Annotated in this window: 12 protein-coding genes and 3 pseudogenes; 7 read left to right on the top strand and 8 right to left on the bottom strand. The window is 70.1% G+C overall.

All coding sequences use genetic code 11. The features are described from left to right. Positions 1–9 precede the first annotated feature (9 nt). From asnB to ACGFN2_RS10390, 3 genes are all read left to right on the top strand, one after another. Positions 10–1,836, top strand: a complete 1,827-nt coding sequence (asnB, locus tag ACGFN2_RS10400) for an asparagine synthase (glutamine-hydrolyzing) (protein WP_393359088.1) — start codon at positions 10–12, stop codon at positions 1,834–1,836. 11 nt (positions 1,837–1,847) lie between these two features. Then, positions 1,848–3,104, top strand: a complete 1,257-nt coding sequence (locus tag ACGFN2_RS10395) for a cytochrome P450 (protein ID WP_393359086.1) — start codon at positions 1,848–1,850, stop codon at positions 3,102–3,104. Between the two features lie 132 nt (positions 3,105–3,236). Beyond that, a complete protein-coding gene (locus ACGFN2_RS10390; RefSeq protein WP_362614665.1) occupies positions 3,237–4,169 on the top strand; it encodes an isocyanide synthase family protein in 933 nt (310 codons plus the stop codon). 70 nt (positions 4,170–4,239) lie between these two features. Here ACGFN2_RS10390 and ACGFN2_RS10385 read toward each other — a convergent pair. The 3 genes and pseudogenes from ACGFN2_RS10385 to ACGFN2_RS10375 form a co-directional block, all read right to left on the bottom strand. Continuing rightward, positions 4,240–4,680 (bottom strand): annotated as a pseudogene (locus tag ACGFN2_RS10385) (flavin reductase family protein); the annotation flags it as partial. Positions 4,681–4,749: 69 nt separating this feature from the next. After that, positions 4,750–5,964: pseudogene (locus ACGFN2_RS10380) on the bottom strand (styrene monooxygenase/indole monooxygenase family protein); the annotation flags it as partial. Positions 5,965–6,058: 94 nt separating this feature from the next. Next, entirely contained in the window at positions 6,059–7,279 is a 1,221-nt protein-coding gene (locus ACGFN2_RS10375; RefSeq protein ID WP_393359084.1) for a styrene monooxygenase/indole monooxygenase family protein, read from the bottom strand. A gap of 402 nt (positions 7,280–7,681) precedes the next feature. Here ACGFN2_RS10375 and ACGFN2_RS10370 point away from each other — a divergent pair, with 402 nt between their 5' ends. Continuing rightward, positions 7,682–8,788: an AraC family transcriptional regulator gene (locus ACGFN2_RS10370; RefSeq protein WP_393359438.1), complete on the top strand. Its 1,107-nt coding sequence runs from the start codon at positions 7,682–7,684 to the stop codon at positions 8,786–8,788. A 92-nt stretch (positions 8,789–8,880) separates the two neighbouring features. Here the strand turns inward: ACGFN2_RS10370 and ACGFN2_RS10365 are convergent, their stop codons facing one another. Next, the gene (locus ACGFN2_RS10365; RefSeq protein WP_393359082.1) at positions 8,881–10,056 is read right to left on the bottom strand and encodes an acyl-CoA dehydrogenase; all 1,176 of its coding nucleotides are present in this window, start codon (positions 10,054–10,056) and stop codon (positions 8,881–8,883) included. Between the two features lie 314 nt (positions 10,057–10,370). Next, complete coding sequence (locus tag ACGFN2_RS10360; RefSeq protein ID WP_393359080.1) at positions 10,371–11,273, bottom strand: LysR family transcriptional regulator; 903 nt, start codon at positions 11,271–11,273, stop codon at positions 10,371–10,373. Positions 11,274–11,383: 110 nt separating this feature from the next. Between ACGFN2_RS10360 and ACGFN2_RS10355 the strand changes: the two genes are divergently transcribed. Further along, positions 11,384–12,589, top strand: coding sequence for an MFS transporter (locus tag ACGFN2_RS10355; RefSeq protein ID WP_393359078.1), 1,206 nt, complete (start codon positions 11,384–11,386; stop codon positions 12,587–12,589). A gap of 50 nt (positions 12,590–12,639) precedes the next feature. Next, a pseudogene (locus ACGFN2_RS10350) lies at positions 12,640–12,786 on the top strand (IS630 family transposase); the annotation flags it as partial. 386 nt (positions 12,787–13,172) lie between these two features. Here the strand turns inward: ACGFN2_RS10350 and ACGFN2_RS10345 are convergent. Together ACGFN2_RS10345 and ACGFN2_RS10340 are read right to left on the bottom strand one after the other, a co-directional pair. Further along, entirely contained in the window at positions 13,173–14,360 is a 1,188-nt protein-coding gene (locus ACGFN2_RS10345) for a M20 family metallopeptidase (protein WP_393359076.1), read from the bottom strand. 49 nt (positions 14,361–14,409) lie between these two features. Then, positions 14,410–15,963 carry an AbgT family transporter gene (locus tag ACGFN2_RS10340; protein ID WP_393359074.1) on the bottom strand — a complete coding sequence of 518 codons (1,554 nt, stop codon included), beginning with the start codon at positions 15,961–15,963 and terminating at the stop codon, positions 14,410–14,412. A 115-nt stretch (positions 15,964–16,078) separates the two neighbouring features. Here ACGFN2_RS10340 and ACGFN2_RS10335 point away from each other — a divergent pair, with 115 nt between their 5' ends. Continuing rightward, positions 16,079–17,104, top strand: coding sequence for an Lrp/AsnC family transcriptional regulator (locus tag ACGFN2_RS10335; protein WP_362605578.1), 1,026 nt, complete (start codon positions 16,079–16,081; stop codon positions 17,102–17,104). Positions 17,105–17,510: 406 nt separating this feature from the next. Here ACGFN2_RS10335 and ACGFN2_RS10330 read toward each other — a convergent pair whose 3' ends face one another. Continuing rightward, positions 17,511–17,711 carry a ferredoxin gene (locus ACGFN2_RS10330; RefSeq protein WP_362605580.1) on the bottom strand — a complete coding sequence of 67 codons (201 nt, stop codon included), beginning with the start codon at positions 17,709–17,711 and terminating at the stop codon, positions 17,511–17,513. Positions 17,712–17,739: the final 28 nt, after the last annotated feature.

Here is a 17,739-nt window from a genome sequence, read left to right as displayed (position 1 = left end):
GACACTCCTATGTGCGGAATCACCGGATGGGTGTCCTTCCACCACGACGCCCGTATCCAGGGCCCGGTACTCGATGCCATGACGGCCACCCTCACCCCACGGGGGCCGGACGCGTGCGGGGTCTGGCTCGGCGAGCACGCTGCGATCGGTCATCGCCGCCTGGCCGTCATCGACCCGGCCGGCGGCGTGCAGCCGATGACCGACCGGCCCGACCGCCCGGCCACCGTGCTCAGCTACAGCGGCGAGGTGTACAACCACCACCAGCTGCGCGCCGAGCTGCGCGGCCGGGGGCACCGCTTCCACACCCGCAGCGACACCGAGGTGGTGCTGCGCGCGTACGCCGAATGGGGCGCGGACCTCGCCGACCACCTGGACGGCATGTTCGCCCTCGCCGTCTGGGACGAGCGCGCCCAGCGGCTGCTGCTGGTACGCGACCGCCTCGGCGTCAAACCGCTGTACTGGGCCGCCGTCGACGGCGGCCTGGCCTTCGCCTCCGAGCCCAAGGCCCTGTTCGCCCACCCGGAGATCCGGCCACGGGTGGACGCCGACGGGCTGCGGGAGGCGTACAGCCTGCTCTTCAACACCGGGCCGACGGTGTGGTCCGGAGTGCGCGAGGTGGAACCCGGCGGCCTGCTCGTACTGGACCGCGACGGCATCCGCGAACGCCGCTACTGGCAGCTGGCGGCCGAGGTTCACGACGACGACCGGGACACGGCCGTCGAACGGATCGGTGAGCTGGTCGGCACGGCCGCCCGCAGTCAGCTGGAGGCCGACGTCCCGCTGTGCAGCCTGCTGTCCGGCGGCATCGACTCCACCGTGCTGACCGCGCTGCTCGCCGACGAACTCCGGCTGCGCGAAGGACCGGACGCCCGCATCCGCTCCTACGCCGTCGACTACAGCGACCAGGCCGAGCAGTTCACCGGCGACGTCCTGCGCACCGGCCACGACACCCCGTACGCCGCCGAGGCCGGCACCTACATCGGCACCGAGCACAGCACGGTCGTCCTCGACCCGCTCGCGCTGCTCGACCCCGAGCACCGCACGGCGGTCGTCGCGGCGAGGGACTCGCCGATCGGTGTCGGCGACATGGACACCTCCCTGTATCTCCTCTTCGGCGAGATCCGCCAGCACTCCACCGTGGCCCTCTCCGGCGAGGCCGCGGACGAGGTGTTCGGTGGCTACCCCTGGTTCCACTCACCGAAGGCACTGAGCGCGGCCACCTTCCCGTGGCTGCTCGTCACCGGCGACGAGGCCGCCATGCCGCTCAACCCGGCGCTCGACCTGCGCATCGGGGAGTTCCGCGACGACACCTACCGCAGCGCGCTGGCCGCCGTGCCGCACCGTGACGACGAGACCCCCGCCGAGCACCGGCAGCGCGAGATGCAGCACCTGTCCCTGACCCGCTGGCTGCGTCAACTCCTGCACCGGAAGGACCGGTTGAGCATGGCGCAGGGGCTGGAGGTCCGCGTCCCCTACTGCGACCACCGCCTCGTCGAGTACGCCTTCGCCACGCCCTGGAAGCTGAAGAGCTTCGACGGCCGGGAGAAGAGCCTGCTGCGCGCCGCCGGCGCCGGGCTCGCGCCCGACTCCGTGCTGCACCGGCCCAAGAACCACTACCCGGCCACTCACCACCCCGCCTACAACCGCGGCCTCCAGGACCTGGCACGCGACGCCCTGGCCACCGATCAGGTCCGGTCCCTGGCCGACGAGACCCACCTCAAACCCTGCCTCGACATCCCGCCCGACCAGCTGGAATGGGGTCACCGCCTCCGCCTCGAACGCGTCGTCGACCTGGCCCTGTGGCTGGACCACTACCAGCCCGAAATCGCCCTCTGAGGAGCCTTCGCATGACCCTCCACGAACCCGAGACGGCCCCCGAAGCGCTCCCCGAGCCCGTGCCGCTGATGGGCTGCCCCTACAAGAGCAACCCCTACCCGCTCTACGAGCGGATGCGCGAGGCCGGGCCCGTCCACCGCGTGCTCTTCCCCAGCGGGGTGCAGGCCTGGCTGGTCACCGGCTACGAGGCCGCGCACGCCGCCCTCAACGACGACCGCCTGGGCAAGAACCACGACCGCGGCAACGACCGCTGGCGCGCCCGCGCCTCGATCATGCCCGAGCCGCAGCACTCCCAGCTCCAGGTCCACCTCCTCCACCAGGACCCGCCCAAGCACACCCGTATGCGGCGCTTCGTCACCGACGCCTTCACCCCGCGCCGCATCGAGAGCCTCCGCCCGCGCTTCCAGGAACTCGCCGACACCCTCCTCGACGCGCTCCCCGACACCGGCCCCGCCGACCTGGTCACCGGCTTCGCCGCCCCCTTCCCCTTCCAGGTCCTCGCCGCAGTCATCGGCCTGCCGCAGGACCTGGCCGCCCGCTTCGACCGGGACTGGGGCAAGGTCGTCCAGCCCGTCGGCCCCACCGATCCCGGGCGCCCTCAGTACGAAGCCAGGCTGCACGGCCTGCAGGGCTACATAGCCGACGTCGTCGCCCACAAGCGCGAACACGGGGACGACGACCTGCTCAGCCGCCTCGTCGCGGCCCGGGACCGCGGCGAACTGTCCCAGGAAGAGCTGGACTCCATGATCTTCCAGCTCCTCGTCGCCGGGCAGGAACCGGTCACCAACCAGATCACCACCGCGCTGGTCGCCCTCTTCCGCCACCCCGACCAGCTCGCCCGCCTGCGTGACGAATCAGATCTGCTGCCCCGCGCGGTCGAGGAACTCCTCCGCTACGACAGCGCCTTCGAGCTGACCACCTGGCGCTTCTTCGACCAGGACAACGATCTCCACGGCACCGAAGTCCCGGCGGGCGACTCCGTGATCGTCTCCCTGTGCGCCGCCAACCGCGACCCGCGCCGCTTCCCCGACCCCGACACCCTCGACCTCGACCGCGCCCCCAACCCCCATCTCGCCTTCGGCCACGGCATCCACTTCTGCCCCGGCGCCGCCCTCGCCCGCGCCGAACTCCAGATCGCCCTGGGCACCCTGCTCACCCGGCTCCCGGGCCTCCACCTCGCCGTCAAGGACGAAGACCTCGAATGGACCCCGGCCGTCCTCGGCCGGGGCACCCCCGATCTGCCCGTCGGCTACGACCGACGCCTCTGACACCGTCCGCCGACCGCCCGGGGCCGGCCACACCGCCCGCCCCGGACCCGACTGACCGACTCGCCAGACCGACAGACGGCGCCTGGCCGAACGCCACGGCGTCATGCCGTCACGCCCTCCCGGAGGAACGACATGTCGCCGACGACCACGCCGGACACCCTCTCCACAAGAGTCAGCACCACGATCCTGAGCCTGCTGCTGCCGCACCACCGCACCACCGACCAAGCTCCCACCTCGGCCGACAGCTTTCCCCGTCAACTGCGCCAGATCTCCGACTTCATACGCGACGGCGCCCCCATCGTCTTCACCCTGCCCGGCTTCCCCTGCAAGTCACCCAACCCCGCCAAAGTCCTCGGACACCTCCCCGACCAGGGAGAACGCCTCTCCCTCAGCTTCCTGCACGCCCTGTGCACCGAGATCGAGCGGAGCTACCCGCCCGGCGCCCGCGTGATCATCTGCTCCGACGGCCACGCCTTCGGCGACCTCATCGGCGTCCCCGACACGCACGTCGACGCCTACGCGGACGAACTACGTACCCTCATAGCCCAGTTGAGCCTGACGAACCTGTCCGTATTCGACCTGCGCGACGTACTCGGCGACCTCCCGCACGACACCCAGCGCGCCCACCTCCACGAGCGCTACGCCCCCACTCGGGAAGTCCTGCGCGCCGAAGTCCGCGCCGACGACACCACACTCGCCCTCTACCGGGGGATCACCCGCTTCCTCGTAGCGGACACCGCCGGTCACACGGGCACCCGCTCCGCCCTCCAGCGCGAGTGCCGGCAGCGTGCCTACGGCGTCATCCAGCGCAGCCGGGCCTGGGGCGACCTGATCGCCGACCACCATCCCCGCTCCGTACGCCTGTCCATCCACCCCCAGCCCATCGGCGCCCTCAAGTTCGGTATCCGCCTCCTCGACGCCCCCGACGCCTGGACCACCCCCTGGCACTCGGCAGCCCTTCGCCGCAGCGACGGCACCTGGACCCTCATGCCCCGGGCCAAGGCCGCCCTGCTGGGCCGCCTGATCGAGCGCGACGGCAGACCGAGCCACTTCGCCCAGGACTGATCGTCGCTCGCCGGGTGGCTCTCCGGGGGCTCGTGAGCCGGAGCACGCCAGGCCGGCAGGTACCTCGCGTTCACAGATCTGGATGCTTCGTCGCCACCTGGTAGTACCCCGAGTGGAACACCAGAGGGGGCCCGCCCTCGGCCTCGAACTGTTCGACCTCGCCGAGGAAGACGATGTGGTCGCCGGCGTCGAGGCGTTGGACCGTGCGGCACTGGAAGCGGGCGACCGCGCCGTCCAGGAGAGGGGTGCCGGCGATACCGGGGGTGGTGGGGGTGCCGCGGAACTTGTCGTCGGCCGGGGTGGCGAACTGGCGGGAGAGGTGGTGCTGGTCGGCGGCCAGTACATGCACGGCGAAGTGCGAGGCGTCGGTGAAGTCCGGGAGGCTCGGGCTGTTTTTGCCGGGGCACCACAGGACGAGGGGCGGGTCCATCGAGACGGAGGTGAAGGAGTTCGCGGTCATGCCGACGTGGCGGCCGTCGGGAGCGCGGGCCGTCACCACCGTCACGCCGGTGGCGTACTGGCCCAGCGCGCGGCGCAGCTCGCGGCCGTCGAAGCGGGCGGCGTGCTGGGCACGCTTCTCGGCGAGGAAGCGGTGGGCCTCGGCCTCCTCGAACCACCAGCGGTAGAGGGTGCGCGGGTCGTCGAACCCGGCGGCGAGGGCGCCGGCGACAGCGGGGATTTCGGCAGCCGCGGACAGGAGGTCGTGGTGGTGCGGACTCAGCTCCGCCAGGAGGGAATTGGTCCAGCCGACGGCCCATTGAGCCCAGCCGCGCCAGAAGTTGTCGAAGGTGCGCTGCATCCACTGCGGGGTGAATGCGGCGGTGCCGTGGCGGAGGATGCTGTCGAGGTAGTGGGCCGCGGCCTGGGCCGCGTTGTTCGAGCCCTGGCCGGTGATCGGATCGTTGAGGACGACGGCGTCGGCCATGCCGAGGACATGCCGGCCGGAGGCCAGTCGCGCGACGGGGTACCGAACGGTCGGCGTGAACCTTCCGCGCAACACCCCGCCACTGTCGGTGAGCCGGGCGTGCCGATAGCGCTCGTATGCGTCGGGGAAGAACCGGTGGAGGATCTCCAGTGAGCGGGCGAGGTGGCCTTCGGGCGAACGGATGTCGTCCCAGCAGTCCATCGGGCCGCCGGGGACACCTTCGAAGACCATGATGTCGCAGGGCCCGGTCGTGGTGAGGGCCGGAAAGCAGAAGAACTCACCGACGCCGGGGACCAGGCGGTAGTGGACGGCGTCCGCCCCCTCCCGCGGTGCCGCTCCCGTGACGTACGTCAGAGCCAGCGCACGGCGCGGCCGGTCGTACGGGGAGAGTTCGGAGTTGCGCGGGAAGAGTTGGCTCAGCTCGCCCTTGCCCGTGGAGACCACGACGAGATCGTGCGTACGGGCGTACCATTCGAGGTCGTTGACGCCTGCCTCGTGCAGCACGATCTCGCCGTGGCCACCGTCCGCGAACTGCTCGATCCAGGCGGCACACTTGACCCGCTGGTCGACGGAGTGGGCAGGGCCCTCCAGCGGCGCCCGCCAGGACACCTCCGGAGTGCCGTGCGGACCGATGAGAGAGAACGCGATGCCGGAGATGTCCGGGGCCTGGTCCTCCCAGTGGTGCAGTCCGAGTTCGCGCTCGCTCTGCAGCGCGGTCTCGAACATGCACTGGCTGGACATGACCGGGCCGCGACGTATCTCGTCGGGGCCGCGGTCGGTGACCAGGGTGACGTCATAACCGTGCGCCTGGAGTCCCAGAGCGAGTTGGGCACCCGCCTGCCCGGCTCCGACCACCGCGATCCTTCTCATGTCTCCTGCAGTCCTGCTCTCGTTACGTATCTGTACGTATCCGCATGTTGCTGACGTGGCGTCAATTCGCCGTGGCCGGCTCTTGACGGACTGCTCAGCCGCCGACCTCGGTCAGGTAGTTCTTCGCGGCGACCGGGTCCATGAACCAGTGGAAGAGGTCGCGCGGGTCGTCGAAGCCGTTGACGAAGCGGGCGGCGATACGGGAATTGGCGCTCGCCGCGCCGAAGAGCTCCAGGACGTGCTGCGGCGGGGCACCGAGCATCGCGTTGGTCCAGGTCGTGGCGGACTGCGCGTTGTCCCAGAAGCGGCCGAAGGCCAGCTCCATGAACGCCGCGTCGTACGGGCGCTCGCCGTGGTCCAGGATGCTGGCGAGGTAGGAGGCCGCGCACTTCGAGGCGTTGTTGGACCCCTGGCCGGTGATCGGGTCGTTGAGGACGACGACGTCGGCGAGGCCGAGCACCTGCGCGCCGGAGGGCAGCGTGGCGACGGGCTTGCGGACGGTCGGCGCGAAGCGGCCCGCGAGGGTGCCGTTCTGGTCGGTGAGCGTGACATCGGTGCAGCGCTCGGCCTCCCACGGAACGTACGTCCGCAGCAGCTCCTGGAACGTCGCCAGCTGCTGGTCGGGGGTGAGCCCGTCGAAGCAGTCGAGCGGGCCACCCGGGACGCCCTCGAAGAACATGATGTCGCAGGGGCCGCTGGTGGTGAGGCTGGGCATGGTGAAGTACTCACCCACACCGGGGATGACGTTGAAGCTGACGCCGGGCCGGTCGGGGAGCGGTGCCATGCCGGTGACGTACGCCAGGGCCAGCGCGCGCTGCGGAGCGTCGTACGGGGAACGCATGGCGTCCCGCTCGAACAGCCCGGCGATCTCGCCCTTGCCGGCTGCGACGATGACGAGGTCAGAATCGGCGGCATAGCGCTCCAGGTCCTCGATGCCGGCCTCGCAGAGCTCCAGACGGCCGCCGCGGCGCGCGAACTCGCCCATCCAGAGGGGCATTTTGACGCGCTGGTCGATGGAGCGGGCGGTGGCCTCCAGGCGGGCGTCGAAGGAGAGCGCCCGGCCGCCCTGGCCGTCGGCGATGTTCACGCCGAGCCCGGCGATCGGCGGGCAGGCGTCGCCCCAGAAATCGAGGCCGAGGTTGCGCTCGTGGGCCAGCGCGGTGCCGAACATGGCCTGGCTGGACATGACCCGGCCCTCGCGGATCTGGTCTCCGGTGCGGTTGGACACGAGGGTGACGTCGAATCCGTGGCTGAGCAGGCCGATACCGAGCTGGAGGCCCGCCTGGCCGGCTCCGACGATGGTGATCTTGCGCATGAGGGGTTCTCCGGGGGTTGGGGTTGCGGGTTTTTGAGCGGTGCCGCGCAGTGCCGTGGGCTGTGCAGCGTTTCGGCACGTGGCGGCGTCGACGAGCGAGCGGCTGTCGTGTGGAATGCGGCTGCCCGCCGGAGGGGGGCCGGCGGGCAGCCGCGGGAGGCCGGATCATCCGCAGGTCCGGGGGAGGGGCCTCGGGTGACCCGGCCGGCTAGAAGGGCCCGGCCGAATCGGCGGGCCGGGGCGGCAGCGGCACGGGCGCCGCGACGTGCGGAGGAACCGCCTTGGCGGCCCCCGCCATGCCGGTCGCGCGTAATAACCGCGGCGCGCATGCGGCGGGCCGTCCGCGGGGCCTGGCGCCGCCAATGACGGGCGCAGTCCGGCCCGGCACTCCCGGCATTGCTGATGATTCCCAGGATTCTCTCGGGGCCGCGGCGGTCAGGCATCAATCCTGGTGTGGCAAGATCACCTGCGCTATCCGGATCACGCGGGTTGCTGTCCCGATTGCGCATCCCGGCGGTGGAGGTTTACGTGCCCGCTGAAAAGTCCCCCCTCGCAAATCACCAGCGGTTCCATACAGCGGACATTTGGGAGGCGCGGGCCGAGGTCGGCCGCGCCTTCTGTCCGCATGAGCTGCGCATCACGCGGCGCTCGGCGACACTCGACGCCCGACTGCACGGCGCACCCTTCGACCGGACAGGTCTCTATTACCTCGATTACGGAACGGAAGTCCGGATCACACCGGGAGATCTGGAGAGCTTCTTCCTTGTCCAAATCCCACTCGCCGGTCATGCCGAAATCACCTGCGGCCGCGAGGAGATCATTTCCTCCCCGGAACTCGCTTCTGTCCCCTCTCCGACCGGAAAGCTGGACATGCGCTGGGGTGACGGCAATCCGCAGCTGATCGTGTGGTTCGACCGGTCGTCGCTGGAATCGCACCTGGGCAGTTTGCTCGGCCGCACCGTGCGCCGCCCGATTCATTTCTCGCTCGGCATGAACCTCACCACCCCGGGCTCCCGGTCCTGGCTCAACATCGTCGACCTCATGCGCCGGGAGGCGGAGGGGCCTGGCGGCATGACAAGCCGGCCCGTCGTGACACAACAGCTCGAATCACTGCTCATGACCCAGCTGTTGATGGCCCAGCCCAGCAACTACACCTCGGCGCTGCTCGGCGAGCAGCCGCGCGTCGCGCCGCCCGCGGTCCGCCGCGCCATGGAGGTCATCGAGGGACACGCCGCCGAGCCGCTCACGGTCGCGGAGATCGCGGAATACGTCGGCGTCGGCGTACGGGCCCTTCAGGAAGGCTTCCGCCGCCACCTCGACACGACCCCGCTCGCCTACCTGCGCGAGGTCCGCCTGGACCGCGTACGCAAGGAACTCCTGGCCTCCGACCCTGGCGCCACGACCGTCACCACCGTCGCCTCCCGCTGGGGCTTCCTGCACCCGGGCCGCTTCTCCCTCGCATACCGCCAACAGTTCGGGGAGTCGCCTTCGGAGACGTTGCGGGCATAGGGGAATGCGGTCTTTCGGCCGCCTTGTCGATCAGCGGACGGCGGGAGCCGGGCAGGACGATGCAGGCCGGTGTGCACTCGCCCTGGTGGTGGTCATGGCGTCAGGTCGAGAAATTCCCAGTGTGCTTGAGACTGCGCGCCGCTGAGCCATTTCCCGCAGTTCTGCAGGACCGTGGGGCTTGAGGTGATGTGCTGGGTACCTGTGCCGAGATCACGCAGAAACCGGTCGATCGGCCCGCGCCGGATCGCCGCCGTCCCCGCCCACCGGTGCACCGTCTGACCCACGTCCTGCACGGTCCACGTCGCGTGGTTGAGCGCCAGCCTGAGCAGGGTGTCCTGCTCTGTACTCGTCAACTCACCCGCATCCAGGGTGGATTCGATACCTCGCCATACCTCCATCGCCCACGCCCGTGCCGAACGAAGCTTGGCTTCGGCGGTCGCGTACTCCGCGTGGAACTGCGCGGTGTCGACGCCGGCGTTACGTGTGCCGGATTTCGCCGCGGCGACCACCTTCAGTTCATCGAGCAGGCGCCGCCCGACACCGAACGCCCAACCGGTGTGTCCGATGGCAGACATGTTGACCAAACCGAGGCGATAGATCGCGCCGCCGTTGACCGGCTTCGTCGTCGTGGCGAGATACGTGTGCGTCGCCGGAACAAGCACATCGGCGCAGTGGTAATCAATACTGTGCGTCGCACGCAGCCCGAGCACATCCCAGTTGTCGACGAGTTCCACCTGCGACTTCGGCATCGCCAGCACCCGCAGCTCCCCGGTGCCCTCGACCTGGATCGCACTGTGGATATGGGTGGCGTGCGCCATTCCGGAAGCGAACTGCCAACTGCCGCTCACCAGATAGCCACCCTCCACCGGGACGGCCCGACCGGGCCGGGTACCGTGACCGGCCAACAACGCATGTTCCCCAGCCGCAACATCCGGGAACAAGTCGGCCGCCGCAACGCCATCGAGATAAGCCGCAGTGGTGCCGGTCATCAACTGAAGCGCCATCATCGTCCAGCCGGCCGCGGAATCGTGGTAACTGACCCGCTCGACCGTCTCGATCAATTGGCGCGGCGAGAACTCGCATCCGCCGAGACTCTGCGGCAGCGCGGCCCTCACGACCCCGGCACCCAGCAACGCCCGCCCAACGCCCTCGGTGAGCCTGCCGAGTTTCTCGGCCGCGTCCGCCTCAAGCACCCCGCCGAGTGCGTCAATCCGCTCAAGCATCGCAGGAAATTCCGGACTGACATGCAATCCGACCGAGACCGCCATGGGTGGTTCCCCTCGCTATCAGTATTGAGTCAGCGTCACCATAAGGGGGGAGCGATCTTCTTGCTGGTGGCGACCTCCAGGGAGGCAGAACAAGGTGGTGGTGCCGGCTGGGGCAAGTCTTATGCCAAAGCTGCTGTGCGCGGGTTCCGGAGCGGAACACCCAGGTTGGGGGCGACCACTTCGCGTGCAGCGCGGAGACGAACCACTGCCCAGGCTGCGAGTTGATCGAGATGGAACGGGAGAGGGTATCGGAAGGGCCTGAGGGGCACGGGGTGAAGATCGGGCTTCCGGAAGGACGGCAGAGGGCTTCGCGGTCAGGTCGCCGCCCCGGGAGTCTCCGTAACCGCCTGCGCGAAGGTCTCCGTCTGCCCGGAGGGACGGGTGCGATGACGGACGAGGCCCAGTTCGGAGTCGGGCAGTCCCTGCACGGCGACGAAGGTGAGGGAATCGTGACGTCCGTGGTAGTCGGCCGTGGACCGGCACAGCAGCATGGCGCCGCGGTTGGCCGCCGTCAGACTCAGCCCTTCCTGGAGTGTGTTGACGCTGGGGCCGGCCGGGATGGGGAGTCCGCCCGGGGTCAGGCCGGGGGCCTGGGCCCGCCGCCAGTACTCGGGGGCGCCACCGTCGATGCCGATGAGCCGGCAGTCGGCGAGTTCCTCGGCGGAGAGCGAGTCACGGGCGGCGAAGGGATGCCGGACGGACACGGCGAGGGTCTGCGGCTGCCGGGAGAAGACCGGACCGAGGACGAGGTCCTCCTCGGCCACCGGCAGCAGAACCACCGCGCAGTCCACCTCCTGGCGGCGCAGCGGCCCGAAGGGGTCGGAGAGCGGGATCTCGACGATATCGATCGCGCAGTCGGGATACCGGCCCCCGAACCGTGCGATCGCCCGGCTGAGGTAGCCGTCGACGGTGCCCTGGAAGCCGATGCGCAGCTCCCCGCCCATGCCCCGCGCGGCGGCTCGGGCTTCGTCGACCGTGGCGCGCAGGGCGTCGTACGCGGGGCGCAGGTCCGCGACGAAGCTCTCGCCCAGCGGGGTCAGGCGCACTCGGCGGCTGGTGCGTTCGACGAGCGGAGCGCCGATGCGGCTCTCCAGGGAGCGAAGCAGCTGACTGACCCGGCTCTGGGAGACGTACAGTCGCTCGCCCGCCCGTCCGAAGTGCAACTCCTGGGCGAGCACGAGGAACGTCTCCAGCTCGCGTATCTCGACTCCGCTCATGGTTTCCCTTCTACACCACCGCTCCGCGCCGGCCGATCGAGTAGTCACGCTTATCGAAGGATGAGGGATCGGCCGTTGTTCCCGCAGGCCGGTGCGGATTGGCTGGTTGCATGGCACAGACTGAGGGAATTACAGACACCACCGGGGTGCCGGAGCGATCCGCGACCCGCGGCTGGCTGGGCGTCGCGGCGGTCGCGAGCGCGACGTTCACGGTGGTGACGTCCGAGATGCTGCCCGTGGGCCTGCTGACGCCCATCGGGGACGCACTGAAGGTGACCGAGGGCACCGCCGGCCTGACCCTGACCATCACCGGCCTGGTCGGCGCGGTGTCCGTGCCGCTGCTGACGCCGATGTTGGGGCGGTTCGAGCGGCGGACGGTGCTCTGTGCGCTGATGGCGGTCCTGACGGTGGGTAACCTGCTCGCGGCCTGGACGCCGAACTTCGCGGTGATGGTGGCCGCCCGTGTGCTGGTCGGCATCGGTATGGGCGGCGTTTGGGCGATCGCGGCGGGCCTGGCGGTACGTCTGGTGCCGCCGAAGTCGATCGGCTCCGCGACCTCGTTGATTTTCAGCGGTATCGCTGTGGCGTCGGTGCTCGGCGTCCCGGCGGGTACGTACATCGGCGAACTGGCCGACTGGCGAAAGGCGTTCGTGACCGTGGGCGCGCTGGCGCTTGTGGTATTGGTTGCCCTGGCGGTCCTGCTGCCGCGGTTGCCCGCCGAGCAGGAGGTGCGGCTCAGCGGTGTGATGCGGCTGTTCGGCGAGGCGCGGGTGCGGACCGGACTGGCTGTGGTGGCGCTGCTGGTCACCGGTCACTTCGCCGCCTACACGTATGTGCGCCCTGTGCTGGAGGAGGTCTCGGGCGCGAGCGCCGGGATGATCGGCACGCTGCTGTTCGTGTACGGAATCGCCGGCGTGGCGGGCAATTTCGCGGCCGGCGCGGGCGCCGGCCGGTCCCCGCGCTCCACCCTGCTGGTGATCAGTGCGGTACTGGCGGCCACGGTCGCACTGGTACCGGTGCTCGGCGGCTCCGTCCTGACCGCCGGTGTGCTGCTCGCCGTCTGGGGAATGTCCTACGGCGGCGTGTCGGTCAGTACCCAGACCTGGCTGCTGGCTTCGGCTCCCGAAGCGCGCGAGGCTGCCGCCTCGCTGTTCGTCGGTGTCTTCAACGGGGCGATCGCTCTGGGTGCGCTGGCCGGGGGCCTGGCCGCGGACGGCGCGGGGGTCACCACAGCGATGTGGCTGGGCGGCGGGCTCTCCGCCGCGGCCCTCGCGGTGACGGCGCTGGGCAAGGCCCCCTCGTCCGGGCGCTTCTGAGACCGGTCGACTCCGAGAGGCTGTCGGGTGGCTGATCGCAGAGTCTGGACGTGAACAAGACCGCTGATGTGATGTTCACCAGTCGGGACCGGGTCCGCGAGGTGAGCCACAACTTCAACGCCGACGGTTTCGAGGCGCTCTACCCCAAGGAGAAGGGCGGGCAGCCAAAGATCTTCACCCTGCCGGAACGGCGGAAGAAGGCGGTGGCCCGGAAGGCCTTCGGCGCCTTCAACGTCATCATGATGCGGACGGCGTACGGGCACACTCCTCAGAAGTGCGCCCGGATCGCGCTCACGCACCACGAGGCCGGCCGCAAGCTAATGCAGCTCATCATTGACCGGTACATCGACGACGCCGGACGTCGGATGGTGGGTCCTGGCGTAGGCGCTGCGTCGCCCACGGTGCCAAGGTGCGCGCCTTCGACTGTTGACCGTGCATGATGGAACTGGTCGAGCGGTGGTGCCGGACGAGTTATGGGCGCTGTTCCGGCGGCTCGTACCGCCGACGCAGGTGAGGAGCCCTCAAGGCGGCGGCCGACCTCGGACCACGTCCTTTCAGACCGCCGAGTTCCTACCGGCGAGGGTCATGCCCAGCCCCGCAGCGGTTCCGCCAGTCGTGCCAGTAGTCCCGCGACCAGGGAGGTCTGGGTGGGCACCGTGTGGGGGTAGATGAACTCGCCCCGGGCGTGGGCGTTGTCACCGACCGCGCCCATGCCGCACAGGACGGGCAGGCCGAGGGCGGCGACGAAGTTGGCGTCGCTGGCGCCACCGACGGCGGCGTCGGGCAAGTCGCCGCGGCCCTGCTCGCGGGTGACCTCGCGGGCGAGGGAGAGGAGGCGGGCGGAGGAGGCGGTCAGGGCCATCGGCGGCCGGTTCCAGGCGTGGTCGATCTCGATGCGGACGCGGCGGTCGCTGGCCCTGATGGCGTCCAGCGCATCGTCGACCCGGAGTCGTTCGGCCTCGCTGCTGACCCGGATGTCGATACTGGCGGTGGCCTGCCCGGCGACGACGTTGGTGCCGGAGCCGCCCTTGATGAGCCCGGTGTTGATCGTGGTGCCCTTGCTGGGAGCGGCGACGGCCGCGGCGGCGACCACGAACTCGGCCAGCGCGGTGATCGCGCTCGCCCCGTCCTGAGGCGCGAGCCCGGCGTGTGCCTCGACGCCGGTGGCCGTTACCTGGAAGATCCCGCAGCCCTTGCGGGCGGTCTTGACCGCACCGTGGGCCGTCGGCTCCAGCACCAGCGTGGCGTCGGCCTGCTGCGCGACCTCCTCGATCACCGGCCGCGAGGACAGCGAGCCGATCTCCTCGTCGCCGTTGAAGAGAAAGGTGACGGTGGGCACCGGCACCCCGCTCGCCCTGGCCAGCTTCAGGGCCCAAATGCCTTGGACCAGGCCGGTCTTCATGTCGAAGATGCCCGGCCCGCTGAGCTTCTCCCGGCCGTCGTCGGACCCCGCCGGCTGCTCCCAGCCGGCGAGGGTGCCGGTCGGCCATACGGTGTCGTAGTGGCCGATCAGCGCGACGTGCCCGGCGCCGGTGCCGGTGTAGGTCAGAGTGAGGGTGTCGCCGCACTCGCCGCCGGGGTGGCGCTGTGCGTGGTCGGGCCGGCCGAGTCGGTGGACGGCGAGCGCGTGCAGGAGGTCCAGGCCCGCCGCGAGGCCGGGCAGGTCGTAGCTGCTGGTCTCGTGGCGGACGAGAGTCAGGATGTCGGTGACGATCTCTGACGAGGCGTCGTGGGCGCGGGCGGTGAGGGCGGCAGCGGGAAGTGCGGTCATGGTCTGCTTTCTCGTACGGGGCTGGGGCTGTGTTCCGCAGAGGGCGGGGTCAGCTGACACCGAAGGGGAGGCCCAGCAGGTACCAGGCCACGAAGAACGCGATCCAGACGACCCAGACGACGGCGGCGATCGGGATCGTGAGCGAGGCCAGGGTGCCGATCCCGGCGGACTTGCGGTATTGCTGGATGAATCCCAGGGCCATCACGAAGTACGGGCTCATCGGGGTGACGCAGTTGGTGACCGAGTCGGCGACGCGGTAGACGGCCTGGGTGGTCTCGGCCTCGATGCCGATGAGCATCAGCATGGGCACGAGCACCGGGGCGGCCAGCGCCCACAGCGCGGAGCCGCTGGTGATGACGAGGTTCATGAAGGTGATCAGCACAGCGAGGGCGACCAGCACGGTCCAGCCGTGCATGTGCAGGTCACGCAGTGTCTCCGCGCCTTTGACGGCAAGGATGTTGCCGATGTTCGTCCACTTGAAGTAGGCGAGGAACTGGGAGATCGCGAAGAACAGGACGAGGATCGGCGCCATCGACCGGGTGCCGTCGGCCATCGCGGCGATGATGTCGCGGGCGGCGGAGAAAGCCCCGGTCATCCGCCCGTAGACGGTGCCGAGCACGGCGAAGAACACACCCAGGACGAGCGCCATCCCGCCGACCAGCGGGGAGTCGACGAGGCCGCCGCCCTCGCCGCGCAGTGGTGAGGACGAGGGGACCATGGCCACCACCAGGAACGCTATGAGGCCGAGGGCGACCAGCCCGGTCATGCGCAGCGCGCGGCGCTGCTGCCCGGTGACCTCGATCGCCTCCAGCTCTTCGGCGTCCGGCGCGGTGACCGGCTCGTCGGGCTCCAGGTCCCGGCGGCGGGCGAGGACCTTGTCGACGACGAGGGTGATCACCAGGGCGACCAGGACCGACGAGCCGAGCCCGAAGAAGTAGTTGGCCAGCGGGGTGACGACGTAGTCCGCGTCGATGGTGTGGGCGGCGGCGGTGGAGATCGACGACAGCAATACGTCGGTGGTGGTGAGCGATGGGGAGGCGTCGTAGCCGGCGGAGACCGATACATAGGCGACGATGCAGCCGAGCACCGGGCTGCGGCCCGCCGCACGGAAGATCAGTGCGCCGAGCGGCATGAGGGTGACGTAGGCGGCGTCGCCGGCGACATGGCTGACCATGGCCGTCATCGACAGCGCGAAGGTGAGGAACTTGCCCGGCACCCGCGCGACCATGCGGCGCAGCAGGGTGGAGAACAGCCCGCTCCGCTCCGCGACGGCGATGCCGAACATCACGGTGAGGATGGTGGCCAGCGGCGGGAAGGTCGCGAAGTTGTCGACGGCTCCCTCGACGGCCATGGTGAGGCCGTCCTTGCTGAGCAGGTTCTGCACCTTGATGATCTCGTGCGTGCCGGGGTGCACGGCGCTGATGCCGGCCGCCGCCAGTACGGCGCTGAGGACGGCGACGACCCCAGCGAGTATCCAGAACAGCCAGAAGGGGTGGGGGAGTTTGTTACCTATCTTCTCGATCGCCGCGAAGCTCCGGAACGCGGTGCGCAGGATTCTCGACTGTGGCTCGGCGGCCTGAGGCTGAGCGGAGGTGGCACTCATCGGTACCCCTTCGTGCTTCCGAGGGATGTTCCTGCGAACAGTGGCATCCAAGTGAGAGATTCTCTAGCCTCTGGAGGTAACAGTAGGATTAACCGGCAGCATAAAGTGAGGGACCATGACCCGCCCTCTCCTCGACGAGCTCGACCGGCGCCTCATCGGCGCGCTGCACGTGGCCCCCCGGGCCGCCTGGGACGACATCGGCGGGGTTCTGGCCGCCGACGCCAGCACGCTCAAGCGCCGTTACGACCGGCTGCACCAGGCCCGGATGGTCCGTGCGATCGGGCATGCCTACTGGGGCATGCACTCCACGGCGATGCCGGTCCACGTTTTCCTGGACATCACCGGCGAAACCCCGCTCACCGTCCTCCACCGGCTCAGCGATCTGCCCCACCTCCAGCTCCTGGCGCAGATCTCCGGCGACGACCCCCTCTACGCCGTCATCCACGCCCCGTCCGAGGCCGCTACCAGCGAGGCGATCGACCGGCTGTACTCCGTCCCCGGCGTACGCCGGGTGAACGCCCTGCCGGCCCTCAGCACCCTGCGCCGGGGTATGACCTGGGACCCCCAGTTCCTCACTGACGCCGAACGCGCCGACCTGCTGAAGCTCACCGGCGCCGGCCGGGAGGGCGCCGCGACCGCGACACCCCCCGCCAAGCCGCTCACCGAGGCCGAACGCGCCGTCGTCGCCCAGCTGATCCAGGACAGCCGCGCATCCGCCGCGAGCATCGCCCGAGCGGCCGGCCTGGCCACCTCCACCGCGCACCGCGTCGTCCGCCGGGTCCTCGACGAGGGATGGGTCAGACCGCGCCTGGAGATGGTGTCGGAATGGCTCGGCTTCCAGACCCCCTTCCTGCTCCGCCTGCGAGTGGCCCCAGGCGGAACGCCCGACGTCATGCGCCGCATCGACCAGCTCCCGCAGACCCGGCTCGCCGCCCACGTCGCCAGCGACATGTCCGTCCTCGTCATGGGCCTGGTCACCGACCGCGCCGCCCTGGCACTCTTCATCGACCACGAGCTGGCCAAGATCCCCGGCATCCTCGCCGTCAACGTCGACATCATGCTCGCCGAACCGCGCCGCTACTGGCTGGACCGGGACCTGACCTCCGGTCTCGGCACATTCCACGCGCCGACACTGCTTTAAGACGTCGTTTCGGTCGGTGAGCCGCCGGTAGCCGGTGAGGGGCGCGGCCATGCCGACGAAGGCAAGGAGGTGCTCGGCCTTGCGCTCGAAGCGACGGCGGTGCAGGGCGCCGGCACCTGGCAGTCGGCCAGGACATCGTCCTCTCGGCAACGACAACGCCGCAGGTGGTCGTAGTCGTAGCCCTTGTCGGCGTGGGGCGTGGGGCGTGGCCGGGCGTCGGCGGTGCGGGCCGCGTTGGGAGTTCAATGAACGAGCACGCCGTGAGCCGGGACCTGGTCGGGGAGCGCGAGCCGGGGCGCCCGGCCAGGTCCGGCCCGTTTCCGGGGGTGGGACCTCCGTGGAGCCCCGGTGCCCGCGGAGCTGCTGCGGCTCCGCGGGCCGCTCCACCGCTGCCGGGCGGAGAGGTTCAGGCTATGTCGTGCACCTGGATGGCGGCGGCCGGGCAGACGGCGGCCGCTTCACGGGTGAGGTCGTGCTGCTCGTGCGGGGGCTCCGGCTCCAGGACGACGACGATTCCGTCCTCGTCGCGCTGGTCGAAGACCTCGGGGGCGATCAGGACGCACTGTCCGGCGCCGCAGCACTTCTCCTCGTCGACGGTGATCTTCATGTGGGGGTCTCCTTCTGTCGGGGGGCGT

This window comes from Streptomyces sp. NPDC048612, assembly GCF_043199295.1.
Taxonomy (GTDB): Bacteria; Actinomycetota; Actinomycetes; order Streptomycetales; family Streptomycetaceae; genus Streptomyces.
The sequence above is the reverse complement of the archived record's forward strand: the minus strand, read 5'-3'. Positions and strand labels throughout refer to the sequence as shown.